16 protein-coding genes are annotated in these 20,374 nt (G+C 66.8%); 5 read left to right on the top strand and 11 right to left on the bottom strand.

The window, feature by feature from the left end:
- Positions 1-457: ATP-binding cassette domain-containing protein (locus KHY18_RS23650; RefSeq protein ID WP_213305816.1), on the top strand; the 457-nt coding region annotated here is incomplete at its 5' end.
- Between the two features lie 17 nt (positions 458-474).
- Here KHY18_RS23650 and KHY18_RS23645 read toward each other — a convergent pair.
- From KHY18_RS23645 to KHY18_RS23600, 10 genes are all read right to left on the bottom strand, one after another.
- Complete coding sequence (locus KHY18_RS23645) at positions 475-2,208, bottom strand: putative bifunctional diguanylate cyclase/phosphodiesterase (protein WP_249729344.1); 1,734 nt, start codon at positions 2,206-2,208, stop codon at positions 475-477.
- A gap of 34 nt (positions 2,209-2,242) precedes the next feature.
- The gene (locus KHY18_RS23640; protein WP_213305814.1) at positions 2,243-2,986 is read right to left on the bottom strand and encodes a GGDEF domain-containing protein; all 744 of its coding nucleotides are present in this window, start codon (positions 2,984-2,986) and stop codon (positions 2,243-2,245) included.
- On the bottom strand, positions 2,987-3,376 hold the full coding sequence (locus KHY18_RS23635) for a DUF1987 domain-containing protein (RefSeq protein WP_213305813.1): 390 nt from the start codon (positions 3,374-3,376) through the stop codon (positions 2,987-2,989).
- A 35-nt stretch (positions 3,377-3,411) separates the two neighbouring features.
- Positions 3,412-3,984 carry a SiaB family protein kinase gene (locus KHY18_RS23630; protein WP_213305812.1) on the bottom strand — a complete coding sequence of 191 codons (573 nt, stop codon included), beginning with the start codon at positions 3,982-3,984 and terminating at the stop codon, positions 3,412-3,414.
- A gap of 14 nt (positions 3,985-3,998) precedes the next feature.
- A complete protein-coding gene (locus KHY18_RS23625; protein WP_213305811.1) occupies positions 3,999-5,231 on the bottom strand; it encodes a SpoIIE family protein phosphatase in 1,233 nt (410 codons plus the stop codon).
- 259 nt (positions 5,232-5,490) lie between these two features.
- The gene (locus tag KHY18_RS23620; RefSeq protein ID WP_213305810.1) at positions 5,491-7,086 is read right to left on the bottom strand and encodes an ABC transporter substrate-binding protein; all 1,596 of its coding nucleotides are present in this window, start codon (positions 7,084-7,086) and stop codon (positions 5,491-5,493) included.
- 51 nt (positions 7,087-7,137) lie between these two features.
- Positions 7,138-8,865 (bottom strand): hydantoinase B/oxoprolinase family protein, encoded by a 1,728-nt coding sequence (locus KHY18_RS23615; protein ID WP_213305808.1) that lies wholly within the window; start codon positions 8,863-8,865, stop codon positions 7,138-7,140.
- On the bottom strand, positions 8,862-10,571 hold the full coding sequence (locus KHY18_RS23610) for a hydantoinase B/oxoprolinase family protein (RefSeq protein ID WP_213305806.1): 1,710 nt from the start codon (positions 10,569-10,571) through the stop codon (positions 8,862-8,864). Before KHY18_RS23610 ends, KHY18_RS23615 begins: the two co-directional genes overlap by 4 nt.
- Positions 10,568-12,721, bottom strand: a complete 2,154-nt coding sequence (locus tag KHY18_RS23605) for a hydantoinase/oxoprolinase family protein (protein ID WP_213305803.1) — start codon at positions 12,719-12,721, stop codon at positions 10,568-10,570. Before KHY18_RS23605 ends, KHY18_RS23610 begins: the two co-directional genes overlap by 4 nt.
- A gap of 166 nt (positions 12,722-12,887) precedes the next feature.
- Entirely contained in the window at positions 12,888-13,763 is an 876-nt protein-coding gene (locus KHY18_RS23600; RefSeq protein ID WP_213305800.1) for a LysR substrate-binding domain-containing protein, read from the bottom strand.
- Between the two features lie 103 nt (positions 13,764-13,866).
- Here KHY18_RS23600 and KHY18_RS23595 point away from each other — a divergent pair, with 103 nt between their 5' ends.
- The 4 genes from KHY18_RS23595 (at position 13,867) to metC (ending at position 18,501) form a co-directional block, all read left to right on the top strand.
- Positions 13,867-14,469, top strand: coding sequence for a cysteine dioxygenase family protein (locus tag KHY18_RS23595; protein ID WP_213305797.1), 603 nt, complete (start codon positions 13,867-13,869; stop codon positions 14,467-14,469).
- 92 nt (positions 14,470-14,561) lie between these two features.
- Positions 14,562-16,145, top strand: coding sequence for a rhodanese-like domain-containing protein (locus KHY18_RS23590; protein WP_213305794.1), 1,584 nt, complete (start codon positions 14,562-14,564; stop codon positions 16,143-16,145).
- Between the two features lie 73 nt (positions 16,146-16,218).
- A complete protein-coding gene (locus KHY18_RS23585) occupies positions 16,219-17,229 on the top strand; it encodes a Bug family tripartite tricarboxylate transporter substrate binding protein (RefSeq protein ID WP_213305791.1) in 1,011 nt (336 codons plus the stop codon).
- A gap of 69 nt (positions 17,230-17,298) precedes the next feature.
- Positions 17,299-18,501, top strand: coding sequence for a cystathionine beta-lyase (gene metC / locus KHY18_RS23580; RefSeq protein ID WP_213305788.1), 1,203 nt, complete (start codon positions 17,299-17,301; stop codon positions 18,499-18,501).
- 54 nt (positions 18,502-18,555) lie between these two features.
- Here the strand turns inward: metC and KHY18_RS23575 are convergent, their stop codons facing one another.
- A complete protein-coding gene (locus KHY18_RS23575; protein ID WP_213305785.1) occupies positions 18,556-20,145 on the bottom strand; it encodes a DUF4394 domain-containing protein in 1,590 nt (529 codons plus the stop codon).
- Positions 20,146-20,374: the final 229 nt, after the last annotated feature.

Below are 20,374 nucleotides of genomic sequence, written 5' to 3'. Positions count from 1 at the left end.
CAGCGTGCTGGTGGTGCATGGCGTTGAGCAGCGCGACGAACGCCGCCAGCGCATCGCGCGCATTCTCGACCGCGTGGGCCTGCCGGCCGACGCCGCGGCGCGCTATCCCAACGAGTTCTCGGGCGGCCAGCGCCAGCGCATAGGCATTGCGCGCGCGTTGATCGTGCGGCCTTCGCTGGTGGTGCTCGACGAGCCGGTGTCGGCGCTCGACGTGTCGGTGCAGGCGCAGATCCTGAATCTGCTGGTCGAACTCAAGGAAGACTTCGGCCTGTCGTACCTGTTCATTTCACATGACCTGTCGGTGGTGCGCTATTTCGCCGATCGCGTCTTGGTGATGAATCAGGGAAAGATCGTCGAGACCGGCAGCCACCAGGACATCTGGGAGCGGCCGCAGCACGCCTACACGCGCAGCCTGATCGCTTCGGTGCCGGGCGCGCAGCACCGTCTCGCGGCCTGAGGCGGCCCGCGCGCTGCTCAGGCGGCGCGCAGGCGCTCGGGGTGGCGTCCAAGCCAGTGACGCAGCTCGGTCTTGTCCATGGGCATGGCGATGTGATAACCCTGTCCTTCCTGGTAGCCCATGGCCAGCAAGGCCTGCCACGCGCCCGCATCTTCTATGCCTTCGGCGAGCACGGCCAGCCCCAGCTTGCGCCCCAGATCCGCGACCATTTCGGCAATGCGCGCGCCATGCGGGTCGCCGAGCTGGCGCGTGAACGAGCGGTCGATCTTGATGCGGTCCAGCGGCAGGCGCTCGAGGTAGCTCAGCGATGAGTAGCCGGTGCCGAAGTCATCGATGGCAATCGAAATGCCTTCGGCGCGCAGGGCGCAGAGCGTGGAGTCCAGCAGTTTTGTCGGCAGCGCCGCGACCGATTCGGTGATCTCGAGTTCGAGATGCCGGCCTTCCAGGTTGTTGGCCGCGAGCGCGGCGCACACCAGTTCGAAGAAGCCGGGGTCGCGCAGCTGCACGGTCGACACGTTGACGGCCATGCGCAGCGGCGCCAGCCCGGTGTCCAGCAGCTCGCGCATGGTCGCGCAGGCGGTCGCGAGCACCCATTGCCCCAGGCCCAGAATCAGGCCCGAGTGTTCGGCCACCGGAATGAACTGGTCGGGCGGAATGAAGGTGTTGTCTTCGGTGCGCCAGCGCAGCAGCGCTTCGAGTCCTATCAACTGCTGGGTGTCGAGATTGAGCTGCGGCTGGTAGACCAGGAACAGCTGCTGCTTCTCTATCGCTTCCCGCAGGTTCGACAGCAGCACGGCGCGCGCGCGCGCTTCCGTGCCCATCTGGTCGGCATATTGCAGGTGCTGGCCGCGATGGTCGCGCTTGGCGCGCTTGAGCGCGATGGTCGCATCCTTGATCAGATCGGCGCCGGGCTGGGGCGCCTTGGGCAGCAGCACATAGCCGCAAGTCAGCGACACCTTGTGCGGCACGCCCTCGATATGCAGCGGTTGCAGCGCGCACTCGAGCAGACGCCGGGGCTGTACCTGTTGCACCGATCCCAGCACCGCGAACGTGTCCGCGTCCAGCCGGGCCAGCAGTACATCGGCGGGCAGCGACTCTTCGAGGCGGCGCGCGACTTTCTCCAGCAGGCGGTCGCCGAAATGGTGGCCCATCATGTCGTTGGTGGCGCTGAAATCGTCGATGTCGATCAAGGCCACGATGTGATCGTCCATTCCCCGCTGTTCGAATTCATTGACCTTGTCGATGAAGTAGGAGCGATTGGGAAGATTGACCAGCGGGTCGTGGTACGCGCTGGCGTGCACCGCGCACAGCTGTTTGTAGGAGCGCACGGCGGTGACCACCATGGCCAGCAGCCGGTCGCTGGTGAGTTCTGCCTTGGTGCGGTAGTCGTTGATGTCGTAGCGCAGCAGCGTTTCCAGATCGGGCACCTGGCCCGGCTGGCCGGTGCGCAGCACGATGCGCGTGTTTTTCAGGCCCGCGCAGTGGCGGATGAAATCGATCAGATCGAGCCCCGCGCTGGCGCGCTGCGACACCACGTCGATCAGCACCATGGCGAGGTCATGCTCGCGCAGCAGCAGCGAGCGGGCTTCGTCGCCCGAGAAAGCATGCATGAACACCAGCGAGCGGCCAAACAGCATCTGGCCCTCGAGCGCGGCGCGCGTGGCAGCGTGCACGTCGGGGTCGTTGTCGACGACCAGTATCCGCCATGTCAGGCCCTGGTCCTGGCCAAGCGCCGGTGCGCCATGGAGCATGGGCCAGCGGGTGTCCAGCACACCGAGAGCAGAGTTACACCACATGCTCGGCAGCGTGCGAAGAAGGGGAGGTCAGCCGGACTTGATTGCGGCCGGCGCGCTTGGCGATGAACAGCGCCTCGTCGGCCAGTCCGTAGGCGGTGTCGAAATCACCGCCGGCAGGCGCCCAGCAGACGCCAAAGCTGGCCGTGACACCGCTACCATCCGGCAGATCGAAAGCATAGCTCTCGATCGCGCGCCGCAGCGCCTGCGCCACCTGTTCCGATTCGACGCCGTTGTGCCGCGGCAGCACCACCGTGAACTCCTCGCCGCCCACGCGGCCCACCTGCGCCGCGGCCGGCACCACCGCCTGCAGGCAGGCGACCACGCCCAGAATCACTTTGTCGCCCATGGGGTGGCCGAAGCTGTCGTTGATGCGCTTGAAATGGTCGATGTCGAGCACGATCAAGGCCAGATCCTGCTGCGCGAAATGGCGATTCACCAGATTGATGATCGCCGCCCGGTTGAGCACGCCCGTCAGCGGATCGTGGTTGGCACGGTGCTCGAGTTCAGCCGCCAGGTATTGCAGCCGCATGTTCAGCTGGTTCATCTCCAGCTCGGCCTTGTCGCTGCGGCGCACCAGCCTGCGGGTTTCGCGCAGCAGCCGCTCGAATGCCGTGATCAGATCGCCCAGCGCCTGGCCGCCCTGGTCCGGGTCGCCCGCATGGGCCGACTTGGCAGCCAGCAGCGCTTGATTCTCGGCATCGAAAAGATCGTGCACCGGCACTGGGACTTGCATTTATGAGGCCTCGATAGCGCGGGTGACAAAGGCGATCGCCGGAAAGTCTTCGCTCAGTTCCTGGCCGAACTCGAGGATGGTGTCGTCTTCCTCGTCGTGGAACCAATTGAGCCGCACCTGATTGCCGTCTTCCGCGGCGTTGCTCAGCGCCTCGATCAGGTTGAACAGCATCTTGGTGCTGGAGCTGTTGAAGTAGGCCAGCGCGATGTTCACTTCCAGCGAGATGTCTTTTTGCGTGGCCAGGAATTCCTTGAGCCGCGCGATGATGTCGCCATAAAAGGCGGCGGCGTTCTCGGGATAGGACTCGCCGCGCAGGCTCAGGCTGCGCGCATCGAATTTGAAGTCCACTTCGGGAGAGCTGGGCGTGGGAGCGATGTAGAGGTTTTCCATGCGTAATCTCGATTCGTTGACAAGCCCGTCGGGGCTCAGATCGCCGCCTTCAAGTAGAAGACCGGCGAGTCGCCAGACTCGTCCTGCGTGTCGAAGTCAAACTCCAGCGGCTGGCGTGCATCCCGGGCCAGGGTCAGAAATCCCATGCCCGCGCCTTTGCTGCCTTCCGGGGTTTCCTCGCGCAGCGTCTGGCGGTAGGCCTGCTTGATTTCGTCGAGCGTCATGTTGCGCAGCGCTCCCAGCTTCACGCGCAGGTCTTCGGCGATCACGGGTTCTATGGGGTTGGCGCACAGCAGCAGAAAGCTGCCGTCGTCCTCGCGGCGAATGCACACCGAGCCGTGGCGCAGCTCGCCATTGTTCTGGCTCGAGGGCGTGAGCGAATCCGCGGAGTAATGGATGATGTTCTGCGCCATTTCGACGAACGACGAGAACAGCTTGCGGCGCGTGGCCGGTGCCACGCCGGCCACTTCGAGCTGCAGCTTCACCGCATCCGCCATGGCGGCCACGATGTGCTGCGAGAAGTAGCCCACGTAGTAGAAGATGACCTGGTGCTGGCGCGCCAGGTTGAAGAAGGAGCCGTACTTGTCGGCAATCATGCGGGAGGGCATATGAAGTGCAATCTTTAGGCGCGGAAGCAGAAAAAGGTCAGGTCGTCGCGGCGGTGGTGCTCGCCCTGCCAGAGATGCAGGGCTTCGAGCAACGTCGCATTGACCTGCGAGGGAGTCTTTTCTCTTTGTTCAAGCAGCAGTTCCCTGACGCGGCGCTTGCCCAGTGCGATGCCGCGCGGTCCGCCGATCTGGTCGATCAGCCCGTCGGTGCTCACGAAGACCAGGCTGCCCGGGGGAAGCATCACTTCCTGGTTGTGCCAGGTGTAGTCGAAATCGCTGTCCACATAGCCCACGCCCTTGCGCTGGCCGTCGAGCATCTCCACGCTGTCGGCGCCAGGCCGCAGCACGAACATGGTCAGCCGGGCGCTGGCCAGAACCAATCGTCCGCTCGCGGGCTCGAACCAGAAGCAGGCCGCGTCCATACCGTCGTCGGAGCCCGGCGTGCCGTCCTGGCCGTTGACCTGGCCCAGCATCTGCTTGATGCTGCGGTTCACATGGCCCAGCAGGCTCGCGGGATCGCGCGGGCCGTTCTGCTCAATGGCCTGGTTCAGGCTGGTGGAGGCAATCAAGGTCATGAACGCGCCGGGCACGCCATGGCCCGTGCAATCGGCCACCGTGGCGAACCAGCCGTCGGTGGCGGTGCAGAACTGGTAGAAATCGCCGCCCACGATGTCGCGCGGCTCCCAGACCAGATGCGCTTCGGGGCAGGCGCGCGCCAGCGCGTCGAGCGAACTGCGCAGCGTGGAGCGCTGGATCACGCTCGCGTATTCGATGCTGTGCATGATCTGGCGGTTGCGCGAGGCCTGCATGTCGGCGACCACGCGCATGAGCTGCAAGCCGTTGCCGATTCCGGCGAACGTGCCGGCGCGCGTGATGATGAAGCCGTCGGACAGCGTCTTCTCGCCGTACTCGACGGTCTTGAGCGTCAGTGCATCGATGTCCAGCGCGGCATCGACGATCAGCGGCTCCTTGTCCATGAAGGCGATGCAGCTCTTCTTGCCGTACAGCTCGTGGCGGAACTGCTTGCTCATCTGCGACAGAAAAATGTTGCGGTTGATGAGTCCTATGGGCTTGTTGCCTTCGACCACAGGCAGGCTCACCAGATCGCGATGGCGGCCAAAGATCTCCATGACCTTTTCGTTCGTTTCGTCGGGCGTCATGCTCGGCACTTCGATGCAGAGGTCGGCGGCGCTGGGCTGGCGATAACGGGGCCGGAAGTCGCTTAGATACTCAGTGATTTCAGGCATGAACAGTACGAAGGGAACGATGTGGGCAAATGTTACTTTTTGCGTATTTCGTTTTCGTGACGGTTTTGTTTCATGTGCACAGGCGGGACGCGGGCTTGGCGCATGGCCGCGCGCCAAGCCTTGGCGAGACGATGTCCCGGAATGCCCGAATACCGGGGCTTCGATCCTTCGACGGGCTCAGGACTCAGCCCGAACGGGTCTTGAGCGTTCGCGCCGAGCCAACTCCCCGTTCGCCCTGAGCCTGTCGAAGGGCCGGTATTTATTTCTTGGGCTCGACCCACACATCCGCCAGATTCGACTCGACGCCATCGGCCGTCAACGAGTGGTCGTGCACGCGTTGGTTGGCGATGGTGATGAACTCGGGCTGGTAGAGGTTCAGATCGGGCACGTCGCGGCCCACGGTGTCCTGGAAGTCCTTGAACAGCTTCTTGCGCTTGACCACATCGTTCTCGACGGCCGCGTCTTCGAGCAGCTTGTCGACCACGGGGTTGTTGTAGTGCGTGCCGTTGGAGAAAGGCACGCCCTTGACGAAGTTCTTCGACCAGTACAGCCGCTGTACGCCCACCGTGGGATCGAACAGGTTGCTCGCGCCGTTGGTGGTGAACGCGAAGTCGCGGTCGGTGTAGATGCGTTTGATGAAGGCGCTCGGGTCCTGGGCGCGCACCGTCACCGCGATGCCTATGCGCGCCAGCGCCGTGCGGATGTAGTCGGGCAGGCGCGAGCCTTCGGCGCTGATGGGGTTGAAGTCCAGCGGCAGCTCGAAGCGCACGCCGCCGGCCTTGCGCGGGAAGCCGGCCTCGTCGAGCAGCGCATTGGCTTTCTTCAGATCGTAGGCATAGGGCGAAGGCGCGGGGTCGTGGTAGGCGGTCAGGCCCGGCGCGATGGGCGAGTAGCTGACCTTGCCGTAACCGTAGTTCACGACCTTGACGATCACGTTGCGATCGAGCGCATGCGCCACGGCCTGGCGCACCTTGTCGTTCTTGAAATACGCGTTGTCGAGATTGAACTCCAGGCGCGTGACGTTGTGCGAATAGCTGTTGCCCTTGGTCTCGAAGCGCAGCGAAGGAATCTTCTTGAGGCGTTCCAGATCGGACAGCGGCACGGGCGTGCGGTAGCCCAGATCGACCGTGCCGGTCTCGAAGGCCACGGCGGCCGCGGCCGGGTCGGTGACGAAGCGCACGATCAGCTGGTCGACGAAAGGCTTGGGCTTGTCCCAGTAGTCGGCATTGCGCTCATAGACGATATGGCTGCCGCGCACCCATTCCTTGAACTTGAACGGGCCCGTGCCTATGGGCGCGTTGTTGTTGGGATTGGACTGGGCCTGCGTGCCGTCGTAGAGGTGCTTGGGAACGATGGGCGTCTCGGTGGCCACCAGCGCGCGGATCAGATACGGCGCGGGCTTGGAGAGGCGGATGATGGCCGTGTGCTTGTCGGGCGTATCGATGCTGCTGACGTTGGCGAAGGTGTTGCGTCCGCGCGGGTGGATTTTTTTCAGCAGGTCTATCGAGAACGCGACATCGGCGGAGGTGAACTCGCGGCCATCATGCCATTTGACGCCCTGGCGCAGATTGAACGTATAGGTCAGGCCGTCGGGGCTGATGGTCCATTTCGTCGCGAGCTGGGGCTGGGGATTGACGCTGAAGTCGTACTTCAGCAGGCCTTCGGTGACCTTGGCGCTGACGCTCAGGATGGGCGTGGCGACATTGCTGATCGTCACCAGGGCCGTGGGCTCGGTGGGCAGCAGCAGCGTGAGCGAGCCCGAGTGATCGGGTGGGGCGGCATGGCTGGCGAGACCGAGGGTCAGCAGGGCCGCGGCCAAAAGGGTGTGGGGGCGGAAAGTGCGCGAGAGTTTCATGGCGTTTTCAAGGGAACGAGGTCGGAGAATTCAGGCAAAGGAGGGCGGCGATCAGGGACAGCTGGGCTGGAGTTCGCGCGCGGCATCGGCTGGCGCCTCGGCGCGTGCGCGGGCGTAGAGCGCTGCGGCTTCGGCTGTGACCAGGCCATGGCGCAGGTCCTGTGCGATGCGCGCGAGCGGGCGCTGCGCGGGCAGGCCCAGGCCGCCGCCGCCCGGCGTCTCGACGATCAGCCGGTCGCCCGCGGGCACCACCTGGCGGCCCTTGGGCTGCAGCGTTGCGCCCGACGCCAGGTGCAGGCGCCCGGGCGCGCCGTCGAGGCCGCCGAGCGCGCCGCGCGCGGGGTGGTGCACGCGGTCGAACGCCGCGGCGATCAGCAGCGCGGCCGCAGGGTCGGCATGGCGCACTTCGATCACCTGGCCCAGGCCGCCACGCGCCGCGCCCGCGCCGCCCGAGTCGGCGCGAAATTCCTTGCGCTCGAAGACCACGGGTGCCTGGGTCTCGAGAATTTCGAGCGACACATTGCGCACGCCGCTGGGGTAGGCCGTGACCGAAAGCCCGTCCTGGGCCGGGCGCGCGCCCGTGCCGCCGGTCGAAAAACTGATGACGTTGAAGCGCGGCCCTGAACGCAGCGCGGCGTTGTCTTCGGCGCTGGCGCCGGCCAGGCCTTCGCCGCCGACCAGCTGCAGATTCCACAGCGACGACGCGCCTTCGGCCGGCACCAGTTCGGGCCGCGCCTGGCGCAGCGCGCCGAACACCACATCGGGCAGCAGCTGGCCGACGACATGGCGCGCCGTGACGGCTGCCGGATGCAGCGCGTTGAGAATGCAGCCTGCGGGCGCCTGCACGCGAATGGGAGCGAGCGAGCCCGCGTTGTTGGGCACATCGGCGCCGACCAGGCAGCGCACGCCGAACGAGGTATAGGCGTCGGTATAGGCCTTGGGCACGTTGATGCCGCGCGCCACCGTGCCCGAGGTGCCAGTGAAGTCGACGTCGATGCCGTCGTCCGAGATGGTCACGCTGGCCGTGAGCGTGATGGGCGCGTCGTAGCCGTCGGCGACCAGCGTGTTGTGCCAGGTGCCCTTGGGCCAGTCGGCCAGCGCATTGCGCATGGCGCGCGCCGACTGGCCGATGATGTAGTCGCCGAGCGCCGTGAGGTCATCGAGCGCGAACTCCTGCATCAGCGTCAGCAGCCGCCGGCTGCCGACTTCGTTGCAGGCGACCAGCGCGAACAGGTCGCCTTCGACCTGGGCCGGGTCGCGCACATTGGCATGGATGATGGCCAGCACGGCAGGGTCCACCTGGCCTTCGCGGATGAAGCGCAGGATGGGCAGGAACAGGCCTTCGTGGTAGATCTCCAGGCCGTCGGGGCTGGAGCCTATGCCGCCGATGTCGACCACATGCACCGTGGCCGCGAACAGCGCGACGGCGCGGCCCGCGCGGAACACCGGCGTGACCATGGTCATGTCGAACAGATGGCCCGTGCCTTTCCACGGATCGTTGGTCAGGAACACATCGCCGGCGCGCATGGTTTCGAGCGGAAATGCATGCAGGAAATGCTTGACCGATTCGGCCATGGCATTCACATGGCCGGGCGTGCCGGTCACGGCCTGGGCGACCATGCGGCCGTCGGGCAGGAACACGCCGGCGGAGAGATCGCCGGCTTCGCGCGTGGGCGTGCCGAACGCCGTGCGTATCAGCGTCTGCGCCTGTTCTTCCACAACGGACAGCAGCCGGTTCCAGGCGAGTTGCTGCTGGATGACTTGCTTGGCCTGGCTCATGCGCTCACCTCGCTGGCAGCGGGTTCGGCTTGATAGAGCGCCGCGTTGTCGGGCGTGACCACACCGGCCTGCAAATCGCTGGCCAGCCGTGTGGGGTCGCGTTCACGCGGATCGCCCAGGCCTGCGCCGCCCGGCGTTTCGACGATCAGCACTTCGCCCGCGGGAATGAGCTGGCGGCCCTTGCCGCGCAGCGGCGTGCCTGCGTGTTCCAGCCAGGCCCGGCCCTTGGCGCCATCGCCGCCGCCGAGCGCGCCGCGCGGCGCGAAGCGCACGCGGTCCCAGCTCGCGGCCAGCACCATGGGCGCGCCGTCGGCGTTCTCCACGGCAATCGTCTGGCCCAGGCCGCCGCGCTGCGCGCCCACGCCGCCCGAGTCGGCGCGGTACTCCTTGCGCCGGAACAGCAACGGTGCCTGGGTCTCGAGAATCTCCAGCGAGACATTGCGCACGCCGCTGGGATAGGCCGTGGCCGAGAGCCCGTCCTGCCCCGGGCGCGCGCCCGTGCCGCCCGTGGTGAAGCTGGTGATGGAGAAACGCCGCGCCTTGGCCAGCGCCTCGTTGGGCCCGCCCGGGAACGGCCGGCCGCCCACGAGGTGGATGTTCCACAGCGCCGACGCGCCTTCGGCCGGAACGCGGTCGGGGCGCGCCTGGCGCAGCGCGCCGAACACCAGGTCGGGCAGCATCTGGCCAATCGCCGAGCGCGCGGTGACGGCCGCGGGCGGCAGCGCGTTGACGATGGAGCCTTCGGGCGCGCTCACCTGGATCGCGGCCAGCGAACCCGAGTTGTTGGGAACGTCGGAGCCTATCAGGCAGCGTATGCCGAACGAGGTGTAGGCATCGGTATAGGCCTTGGGCACGTTGATGCCGCGCGGCACGGTGCCCGAGGTGCCGGTGAAATCGACGCGCACGCCGTCTTCATCGATGGTCACGGCCGCATGCAGTTCGAGCGGCGTGTCGTAGCCGTCGACGGTCATGTGGTTGTGCCAGGTGCCCTTGGGCCATTCGCGCAAGGCTTCGCGCATGGCGCGCGCCGAGCGCTCGACGATGTAGTCGCCCTGGGCCTGCAGATCGGCGAGCGCGAATTCGCGCAGCAGCTGCTGCAGCCGGCGCGCGCCCACGGCATTGCAGGCGACCAGCGCATGCAGATCGCCTTCGACCTGTTCGGGTTCGCGTACATTGGCGCGCACGATGGCCAGGATGGACTCTTCGAGCACGCCTGCGCGCACGAAGTGCAGCAGCGGCAGGAACAGGCCTTCGTGGTAGATCTCCAGCCCGTCGGGCCCCGCGCCCAGGCCGCCGATGTCGACCACATGCACGGTCGAGGCGAACAGCGCGACGATCTTGCCCAGGTGGAACACCGGCGTGACCATGACCACGTCATAGAGGTGGCCCGTGCCTTTCCAGGGGTCGTTGGTGATGAACACATCGCCGTCGCGCATGGTGTCGGCGGGGTAGGCGCGCAGGAAATGCAGCACCGAGTCGGCCATGGAGTTCACATGGCCTGGCGTGCCCGTGACGGCCTGGGCGATCATGCGGCCGTCGGGCAGGAACACGCCGGCCGACAGGTCGCCGGCCTCGCGCGTCGAGGTGCCGAAGGCGGTGCGAATCAGCGCCTGGGCCTGCTCCTCGACCACGGCCAGCAGGCGGCTCCAGATCAACTGCTGGCGAATCGCGTGACGTGTGGCTTGGCGTTGTGGCGTGGCGCTCATGCGGTCACCGCCTCTTCATGGTCCAGCGCGTTCTGCGCCAGTTGCAAGGTGTCGTCGAGAATCAGCGCGCCGAGCTGGCTCAGCCGCACTTCGAAGCCCGCGATCACATGCGTGGTGGTCTCGTCCTCGACGACCAGCGCCGGGCCCGCAAGCCACTGTCCGGGCTGCAGCAGATGGCGCTCATAGACCGGCACGGCCTGCCAGTCGCCGCTGTCGGCGTCGTAGACCTGGCGGCTTTGCGTGGAGACCGCGGGCGCCTGGTCGGCGGGAATGAAATCGGGCGCGGGCGCCGCATGTTCGCCGGCCTGCACCGCCACCGACCAGCTCACGGCCTCGGCCGCGATATGCGGCAGGCTGCGGCCGTAGAGTTCGGCGTAACGCTGCTCGAAGCGCTGGTGCAGCAGGGCGCTGGCCGCGGCATCGAACGGGCCGTCGGGCAAGGCCACGGGAATCTCGTGGCCCTGGCCCGCGTAGCGCATGAAGACCTGGCGCTTGCGCACCAGCACTTCGCCGGGCGCAGCGCGCAGCACCACGGCATCGGCGGTCTCGGTGAGTTCGATCAGCAGGCGCTCGACAGCCGTGTGATCGATGCGGTCCAGGCGCTGGTGCAGGCTGCGCACCGTCTGGTAGGCGACCGGCGCCCACAGAAAGCCCAGCGCCGAGCCGACGCCGGCCGAGTTGGGCACGACCAGGCGCGCAATGCCCAGCTTGCGCGCCAGCAGCGCGGCGTGCAGCGGCGCCGCGCCGCCGAACGCGATCAGCGTGCTTTCATCGGCGGCCTTACCCAGTTCTGACGCATGCACGCGCGCCGCGTTGGCCATGTTTTCGGTGACGATGTCGACCACGGCCTGGGCCGCGAGTTCGGGCTCCAGGCCGGTCTGCGCGGTCAGGCCCTGGGCCAGCGCGGCGCGCGCCAGCGCCGGGTCCAGCTGCACCTTGCCCACGGCAAAACGCGCGGGATCGACATGGCCCAGCGCCGCATGCGCATCGGTGACCGTGGGCTGCTCGCCGCCCAGACCGTAGGCGGCTGGGCCGGGGCTGGAACCCGCGCTGTCGGGGCCCACCTGCACCACGCCCAGGTGGTTGACGCGCGCGATGGAGCCACCACCCGCACCGATCTCCACCATCTCGATCACGGGAATGCGAATCGGCAGGCCCGAGCCCTTCAGATGCCGGTGCACGCGGCCGAATTCAAAGCTGCGGCTGATCTGCGGCTGGTAGTCGTCGATGAAGCAGATCTTGGCCGTGGTGCCGCCCATGTCGAACGATAGCGCACGCGTCGCGCCGATCTGCTCGGCCACCTGGCGCGCCAGCACGGCGCCGCCCGCGGGGCCCGACTCGACCAGGCGCACGGGCTCGTCGATGCCGCTTTGCAGCGTTGTGAGCGCGCCGCCCGAAGTCATCAGGAAAGGCTCGGAATGCAGGCCGCGCTCCTTGAGGCCTTGCTGCAGCCGGCGCAGATAACCTGCCACCTGCGGCTGCACATAGGCGTTGGCCGAGACCGTCGACAAACGCTCGTATTCGCGGATTTCGGGGCATACGTCGGAGGCCAGTGACACCCAGAGTTCGGGCGCATGCTGGGCCAGGATGGCGCGCACGCGGCGCTCATGAATGGGGTTCGCATAGCCGTGCAAAAAGCACACGGCCACGCTTTCGATGCCGTCATCGACGAGCTGCCTGGCCAGCGCCACGACCTGGTCTTCGTCCAGCGCGGTCAGCGCCTGGCCCGCGGCGTTGACGCGTTCCACGACGCCATGGCGCCAGTGGCGCGGCACCAGCGGCGCGGGCTTTTCGAGGAACACGTCGTATTGCGCGAAACGGTCTTCGAGGCCGATCTCGACCAGGTCGCGAAAGCCGTGCGTGGTGATCAGCGCGGTCTTCGCGCCCTTGCGCTCGATCAGCGCATTGGTCGCCAGCGTCGTGCCCAGGATCAGCAGTTCGACCTGGGGCCAGGCCAGGCCCGCGAGGCGCAGGATTTCCTCCACGCCCGACAGCACGGCCAGCTCGGGCGCCTGGGGCGTGGTCAGCACCTTGACGGTGTGCTTGGTCTCGCCGCGCAGCAGCACGACGTCGGTGAACGTTCCGCCGACATCGACAGCCACGCGCACGCGCGTGTCGAGGGCAGCTTGGGGGGCTTGGGTATGGGGCATGGGAATCTAGCGGCTGGTGATGAGGTCGCTGCGATCCACCCGGAACGGGTGGATGAGCGATAGCCTGTCCATGCTAGGTTTGGGTGCGGGTTTGCCCAAGGAAGTTTTTCGTACTTCCATATGCGGAAGTTGGCGGGACCCATGCCGCCCCATGCCGCCCGTCAGATCAAGCGTCTTGCGCGGGCGTGTCCGTGAGCCGCATGCGGTTCTTCAGGTTTTCGAACACCTGCCGGGTGATGGGATTGACCACATGGCTGCGGATGTAGAGCCGGTAGATCAGGTCGGGCATGCGCGGCATGCCTTCGCCCACGCCCAGCACGCGCATGCCCGCGCCGAGCTGCTCCACGCCGCGCGCCGTGACGCCGAGCCCGGCGATCAACGCGGCGCGTATGCCGATCAGGCTGGGAGAGGTGCAGCGCTGGGTCCAGGCGATGCCCGCCGCGTCCAGCGCCTCGTGGCCCAGGCGGCGGAAAATGCTGGGGCCGTCGGCCATGATCAGCGGAATGGGCTTGAACGGGTCGTGCACATAACCCGCGCCGCAAAGCCATACCGTGGGCGAAGACCGCAACACCACGCCTTCAAACGTGTTTTCGACGCGGTTGGAAATGGCCATGTCGAGCTCGCCGCGTTTGAGCGATTCCATCAGGAACGGGCTGCGGCTGACGTGGATTTCCAGCTGCAGCATGGGCGCGTTGCGCGAGATTTCGGCCAGCAGCGGCGGCAGCATGGTGTCTGCCGTGTCGTGCGGCGCGCCTATGCGCAACACCCCTTGCAGTTGCCCTTGGCGCAGGCTGCGCAGCGCCTCGTCATTGATGGCAAGCAAGTGGCGCGAGTAGGTCAGCAGCCGCTGGCCATGTTCGGTCAGGTGCTTGTTGCGGCCCTGCTTCTCGAACAGCGGGTGGCCGATCTGCTCCTCCAGGCGCTGTATCTGCTGCGTGACGGCCGACTGCGTCTTGCCCAGCTGCACGGCCGCGGCGGAGAAACTGGCGTGCGTCTCGATGGCCGCGAGCGTGCGCAGAAGATCCAGGTCTAGCGTGTTCATGTATTAATTTTATTGATGTATTGAATGGAATATGTGGATTGTTTGGTCATGCGCTGGTCATTAAAGTCACTACCAACACGAATGAACAACAGGAGTTGCTCCCATGACCACCACCACCCTTTCCCTCGATGTCCAACGCCAGCAGGCCGTGCAATCCGCGATCGCGCAAATGAAGCAGGCGCTGGGCGGTGCGCAGGCCTCGCGTGAAAGCCTGGACGATGTGCTGAATTCCCTGCTCGCGTTGGCCGCTGCCAAGGCGCTCTGGCAGGAAGATACGTTCAGCGCGCCTGAAGCCGGTGAGCACCAGGCGCGTTACCTGATTGCCGAAGATGCGGACCAGAGCTTCGCGCTGTACCTCAACGTGATGCGACCCGGCAAGCGCATCGTGCCGCACAACCACACCACCTGGGCCTGCATCGCCGCCGTCGACGGCACGGAACACAACCGCGTGTATGAGCGCCTCGACGACGGCTCCGTGCCTGGCGTGGGCCGGCTGCGCGAGACCGACTGCGTGGTGGTGGCTCCGGGCACCGGCATTGCCTTGATGCCCGAAGACATCCATTCGGTGGAGATCCAGGGCGAGCAGGTGATTCGCCATCTCCACATGTACGGCCGGGCGCTGGAAACACTCAACTCCCGTACCGGCTACGACCTCGAAGCCGGCACCTGCCAGACCATGGGCATAGGCGTGCAGACCCGCCGCTAAGCCCCAGCCCTTATCCCTCCCCGCGTGTGCGGCAGTGCCCCAGGTACTGCCGCAGGGGGGACCGTGCGCGCCTTTTGTTATTCCGGATTCCTATGACCCAGTATCTTTCTCCTGCGACCCTGAAATCATGGCTGCATGACGGCAGCGAAATTGCGTTGCTCGATGTGCGCGAACACGGGCAGTATGGAGAGGCCCATCTTTTCTATGCGGTGCCGCTGCCCTACAGCCGCCTCGAAATCGACGCGCCCCGGCTCGTGCCCCGGCGCAGCGTGCGCACCGTGGTGTATGACGCCGGCGATGCCAGCACGCCGCAGGTGGCCGAGCGCGCCGCCGCAAGACTGCAGGCGCTGGGCTACACCCAGGTGGCGGTGCTCGAAGGCGGAGCGCGCGCCTGGAAGGCCGCGGGCTTCGTGCTGTTCGCCGGCGTGAACCTGCCCTCCAAGACGTTCGGCGAACTCGCCGAGGAGGTCTATCACACGCCCCGCCTCAGCGCCGACCGCCTGGCGCAGATGCTGGCCCAGTGCGAGCCGGTGGTGGTGCTCGACGGCCGGCCGGTCGCGGAATTCCGCAAGATGAGCCTTCCCGGCGCGACCTGCTGCCCGAATGGCGAACTGGCCTACCGCGTGACCGATCTGGTGCCCGATGCCGCCACGCCCATCGTGATCAACTGCGCCGGGCGCACGCGCAGCATCATCGGTGCGCAGACGCTGATCAATCTGGGACTGCCCAACCCGGTCTATGCGCTGGAGAACGGCACGCAGGGCTGGTACCTCGCGGACCACAAGCTGGAGCATGGCGCCACCCAGCGCTATCCCGACGGCTCGGGCAGCAGCGCGCTGCAGTCCTCTGCCCAGACCCTGGCCCGGCGTTTCGACGTGCCTTTCGTGGATGCGGCCACGGTGCGCGCCTGGGCGGCCGAGCCGCAGCGTTCGCTGTTTCTGTGCGACGTGCGCACGCCGGAAGAATTCGCCCAGCGCAGCCTGCCCGGCGCGCAGCACACGCCTGGCGGCCAATTGATGCAGGCCGGCGACCAGTACGTGGGCGTGCGCGGCGCGCGCCTGGTGCTGTTCGACAGCGACGGCGTGCGCGCGCCCACGGTCGCCAGCTGGCTGCGCCAGATGGGCCATGACGCGAGCGTGCTGGTCAACGGCATCGACAGTGGCCTGGAACTTGCTCCTGGCTATGCACCGCAGCCCCCCGCGCTGGCCACGATCAGTGTGCCGGACCTGGCCAGTCGCCTGGAACGTGGTGAGGTGGCGCTGGTCGACCTGCGCCCCGGCATGCAGTTTCGCGCCGGCCACATTCCACAGGCGCGCTGGTCCATCCGGCCCGTTTTGCCCGCGCTGCTGCAGGGCGAGCAGCGCCAGGTGGTGCTGGTTGCCGAGAGCGCGGAAATGGCCGCATGGGCCAGCGCCGAATGGCCTGCGGGCCTGGCCATGCCCTTGCTGCTGGCCGGGGGCATGGACGCCTGGAGCGCCGCGCAGCTGCCAGTCGTTGCCAGTCCCGACATTCCTTCGGACGCCGAATGCATCGACTACCTGTTCTTCGTGCATGACCGGCATGACGGCAACAAGGAGGCAGCGCGCCGCTACCTGGCCTGGGAAACCGGACTGGTCGCGCAACTGGATGCCGATGAAGTTGCGGCTTTCCGCCTTCCGGCCGCGCTGATGACATAGGCCGCATTCGATTGCGCTGGACGGTCCCATTTTCAGGTTCTCGATCTCGTTTCCTTTTTTCAGGAGTTCTGCCATGCGTTCCATGCTTCGTTTGTCGTCGATCGTGCCGCTCGCTGCCGCCGTCGGCTGTGTCGCCACCATCGTGCTGCAACCCGCGTTCGCCGAGCCGCTGCCGGCGCGCAATGGCTTTCCCGCGCAGACCATACGCTTCATCTCGCCGTTCCCGCCCGGCGGCGGCAACGACGGCACGACGCGTTTCGTGACCACGCGGCTGACCGAAGCCACGGGCCAGCCCGCGGTGGTGGAAAACCGCGGCGGCGCGGGCGGCAACATCGGCGCCAAGGCCGTGGCCGATGCCAAGCCCGACGGCTATACCGTGCTCTCCGGCCAGGTGTCGCTGATGGCGGTCAACCCCAGCCTGTACGCGTCGGCGGGCTTCGATCCGCTGAAGAACTTCGTGCCCATCACCCAGATCAACGCCGCGCCGCTGGCGCTGGTGGTCGCGGCCGACTCGCCCTACAAGACCTTTGCCGATCTGGCCAGCCGCACCAAGAGCCACCCGGGCACGGTGACCTATGCCACACCGGGCAACGGCACGCTTTCGCACCTGGTGGGCGTGGTGCTCTCCAAGGACAGCGGCGTGGAGATGACCCATGTTCCGTACAAAGGCGCGGGCCCGGCGATCACCGATCTGCTGGGTCGCCAGGTCGATGTGCTGGTGACTTCGACATCGTCGGTCGCCGGCATGCTGCAAAACGGCAAGATGCGCGCGTTGGCCGTCACCAGCCCGCGCCGCATCGGCGTCTTCTCCAAGGTGCCTACGCTCGAAGAGCTGGGCTATCCCAACACGCGCTTCGAAGACTGGTACGGCTTCTTCGCGCCCGCGGGCACGCCGCCCGAACGCGTGGCGTATCTCAACGAAGCCATCGTGCGCACGCTGCGCCTGCCCGAAGTCACGCGCCTGATCACCGATGGCGGCAGCGAAGTGGTCGCCAATACGCCCGAGGCCTTCGCCGCCCAGCTGCGCCAGGACATAGAGCGCTGGTCGCGCGTGGTGAAGCTTTCGGGCGCCAAGGTCGACTGATACGCTGCAGGGCGGGCCGCCTTGCGGCCCCGATTGCACTTCGCCCATCGCCCATCACGCCGATCGACCATGACCCACGCACCTTCCGAATCGCCCGATCTGGGTTTGCAGACCCGCCTGCTGCATGCGGGCAAGGCCCCAACCTACGCCGGCGGCCATGCGGTGAACCCGCCGCTGGTGCGCGCCAGCACGGTGCTGTTCGACAGCGTGGTCGCGCAGCGCGCCATGCGCGAGCGCCGCGGCGACGAGCGTCTGTTCACCTACGGCGCACGCGGCACGCCCACCACCTTCGCGCTCGAAGATGCGGTCACCGAACTCGAAGGCGGCTTTCGCACGCGGCTGTTTCCCACGGGACTGGCGGCCGTGGGCATGACGCTGCTGGCCTATCTCAAGCCCGGCGACCAGGTGCTGATGTCCGACAGCGTCTACGAGCCGGTGCGCAAGCTCGCGCACAGTTTTCTCGAACCCTACGGCATTGGCTGCAGCTTCTTTCGCGCCGACGGCAGCGATGTGGCGCAGCGCATCACCGCCGCCACGCGCATGGTCTATGTCGAATGCCCGGGCTCGCTGGTCTACGAAATGTGCGACCTGCCGCAACTGGCGGCCATCGCCCATGCCCACGGCGCCTTGCTGGCCGCGGACAACACCTGGGGTTCGGGCTGCCAGTACCGGCCGCTGGCGCTGGGCGCCGACATTTCCATCATGGCCGCGACCAAGTACCTGTCGGGTCACTCGGACGTGATGATGGGCACCGTGTGCACCACGCGCGCGGCCTGGCAGCCGCTGGCCGAACGCAGCGATGCGTTCGGCATGACCGTCAGCCCGGACGACGCCTGGCTGGTGCTGCGCGGCATGCGCACGCTGTCGGCGCGCCTGCAGATGCATGAACGCCATGCGCTGCAGCTGGCGCAATGGCTGCAGTCACAGCCTGAAGTCGTCAATGTGTTCAATCCTGCGCTGCCTGCGCATCCAGGCCATGCGCTGTGGCAGCGCGATTGCGCGGGCACCAATGGCCTGGTGTCTTTCGAGTTGCAGGCCGATGTTCCGCTGGCCGCCGCCGAGCGCCTGGTCGACAGCTTGTCGCTGTTCGGCATAGGCGCGTCATGGGGCGGCTATGAAAGTCTGGCCGTGATGGTCGACATGACCAAGGCCCGCAGCGTGACCGACTGGAGCGGGCGCGGGCCCATCGTGCGCCTGCATGTGGGGTTGGAGGATCCCGCCGATCTGCTCGCAGATCTGGAGCGCGGCTTTGCCGTGCTGAAGCACCGCTGAAGTGCTTGCGCGCGCCCCGCGCCAGGCCTGGCACGGAGCGCAGCGGTCATGGGCTCAATAGCGGATGGCGATGTCGCGCACCACCGGGCCTGCTGCGCCGCCGATGTACGAGCGCGTCGCATCGCCGCTGGTGTTGCCGTACAGCGTGGCCGCACCCGTAGTCAACGCGACGGTGTAGAGGCTGAACGGCCCCAAGGGCGAGGTGCGCAGCGCGGCCAGCACCAGGCCGTTGGCGCCGCCCGCGATGTCCAGCGATCCCGCGCCGTTCACGCTCAGATTCAGCGCACCCACGTTCGCCAGCGTGCCGTCGTTGGGCGGCGTCTGCTTGGCCAGCACGTTCTGTGCGCTGTCGATGTCGTAGAGATCGGTGGCCGTGGTGCCCGCAAAGCTGTTCGTATAGGCGCCGGCCGCGACCACGGCGGGCGTGGCGCGGTTGATGTCGCCGTCGGTCGTGGTCGCGCCCGTGTCGACGTTGATGCGCAGGCTCTGGCCCAGGTTGCTGATCACGCGCAGGCGGTCGGCCACCGGGTTGAAATCGACGACAAAGCTGGTGCCGCGCAAGCCGGCATAGGGCAGGGTGGTGTCGGCCGCGTCGGCGCTCAATGTAGCCGCCACGGTCGCGGCGCCGGTAGCCGGATCGACGGTCAGCAGGCGCCCATTGCCGGTCAGCGCATAGAGGCGTGCGTTGGACGGGCGGAAATCAATGCCCAGAACGATCTCGCCCGCGGCCAGGCCCGAGATCTTCACGGGCGCCGACAGCGTGCCGGGCGTGGCCGGCGAGAAGCTTCTCAGCTGGGATGCGTCATCCAGTGCGTAGACCACGGCCGCCGCGGGCTGGGTGAGCGCCAGGCCCAGCAGCGCTTCGCCGCTGCCAATCGTGCCCACGAGTTTCGCGCCGTCGGTGCCGCTGAGCGCGATCGTGTAGAGCTGGGCGCTGCCGTTCACCGACAGCGCCGCATAGGCCTGGTTGCTGCGCGCATCGATGTCGAAACCGTTGCTGGCCGAGAACGCGACCTTCTGCGCCACGGGATTGGCCAGTGTGCCGTTGTTGGGCGGATCCTGCAGGTACAGCGTGCCCGCGGCGTCGAGGTTGTAGAGCTGCGTGGTCGTCGCTCCGGCGAACGAATTGGTGTACGCCGAAGCCGTGATGACCGCGCCGGCCACGCCATTGATGGCGCCGTCGACGGTGGCCGTGCCCGTGGTGACGTCCACGCGCAGGTTCTGGCCCGTATTGCTGACCAGGCGCAATCGGTCCGCGACCGGGTTGAAGTCGACGCCGAACTGGCTGCCCGCGAGCGGCGTGCTGAGCGCCGACTTGAACGTCAGCGCACCGGTCTTGGCATCGAGCGTATAGATTCGGCTGGTCGAGCTGACCGCATAGATCAGGCCGTCGGCCGGACGCACATCGAAACCGACCAGGGTTTCACCCGTCGCCAGGCCGGAAAGCGCGACATTGCTGGACAGCGAGCCAGGCGCGGTGCGGTTGAAGCTGATGACACGGCCGGAGGCGGTGACCGCGATGGTGTTGCCCAAGGTGACCGACGGTGGGTCCGGTACATCCGCGTCATCGTTGCCACCGCAGGCAACCAAGGCGAAAACCGCCGACATGACCGCTACCGGGCGAAAGATCTGGAACCGATTCATTTGCACGTCCTTGAAGTTGAGGAAATGTCGTGCACGTTGTTGGTTGCGATTTGGTGCCGACCTATCCACTACCCGCGAGACGCGCGTCTGGATGCAGCGCGTAACAAAGAAATACGTATTGCCTTGCGGCGCTGGCGCGTGTGCCTGCAAGGGCTGGGATGCAGCCTCTGTAAACAACGAAAGCCCCAAGCGCTTGCGCGCTTGGGGCTTGAATTTGGTGGTCGTAGCG

The organism is Acidovorax sp. CCYZU-2555, from assembly GCF_018413525.1.
Classification (GTDB): Bacteria; Pseudomonadota; Gammaproteobacteria; order Burkholderiales; family Burkholderiaceae_C; genus Comamonas.
Note: the sequence above shows the minus strand (reverse complement) of the source record. Positions and strands in the feature narration are given on the sequence as shown.

Excerpts from the sequence above, each read along its gene's own strand:
- KHY18_RS23610 (WP_213305806.1), bottom strand. The coding sequence starts at position 10,571 with ATGAGCGCCACGCCACAACGCCAAGCCACACGTCACGCGATTCGCCAG.
- KHY18_RS23595 (WP_213305797.1), top strand. The coding sequence starts at position 13,867 with ATGACCACCACCACCCTTTCCCTCGATGTCCAACGCCAGCAGGCCGTG.
- KHY18_RS23645 (WP_249729344.1), bottom strand. The coding sequence starts at position 2,208 with ATGCTCCATGGCGCACCGGCGCTTGGCCAGGACCAGGGCCTGACATGG.
- KHY18_RS23585 (WP_213305791.1), top strand. The coding sequence starts at position 16,219 with ATGCGTTCCATGCTTCGTTTGTCGTCGATCGTGCCGCTCGCTGCCGCC.
- KHY18_RS23615 (WP_213305808.1), bottom strand. The coding sequence starts at position 8,865 with ATGAGCCAGGCCAAGCAAGTCATCCAGCAGCAACTCGCCTGGAACCGG.
- KHY18_RS23620 (WP_213305810.1), bottom strand. The coding sequence starts at position 7,086 with ATGAAACTCTCGCGCACTTTCCGCCCCCACACCCTTTTGGCCGCGGCC.
- KHY18_RS23635 (WP_213305813.1), bottom strand. The coding sequence starts at position 3,376 with ATGGAAAACCTCTACATCGCTCCCACGCCCAGCTCTCCCGAAGTGGAC.
- KHY18_RS23625 (WP_213305811.1), bottom strand. The coding sequence starts at position 5,231 with ATGCCTGAAATCACTGAGTATCTAAGCGACTTCCGGCCCCGTTATCGC.
- KHY18_RS23575 (WP_213305785.1), bottom strand. The coding sequence starts at position 20,145 with ATGAATCGGTTCCAGATCTTTCGCCCGGTAGCGGTCATGTCGGCGGTT.
- KHY18_RS23605 (WP_213305803.1), bottom strand. The coding sequence starts at position 12,721 with ATGCCCCATACCCAAGCCCCCCAAGCTGCCCTCGACACGCGCGTGCGC.
- KHY18_RS23590 (WP_213305794.1), top strand. The coding sequence starts at position 14,562 with ATGACCCAGTATCTTTCTCCTGCGACCCTGAAATCATGGCTGCATGAC.
- metC (WP_213305788.1), top strand. The coding sequence starts at position 17,299 with ATGACCCACGCACCTTCCGAATCGCCCGATCTGGGTTTGCAGACCCGC.
- KHY18_RS23630 (WP_213305812.1), bottom strand. The coding sequence starts at position 3,984 with ATGCCCTCCCGCATGATTGCCGACAAGTACGGCTCCTTCTTCAACCTG.
- KHY18_RS23640 (WP_213305814.1), bottom strand. The coding sequence starts at position 2,986 with ATGCAAGTCCCAGTGCCGGTGCACGATCTTTTCGATGCCGAGAATCAA.
- KHY18_RS23600 (WP_213305800.1), bottom strand. The coding sequence starts at position 13,763 with ATGAACACGCTAGACCTGGATCTTCTGCGCACGCTCGCGGCCATCGAG.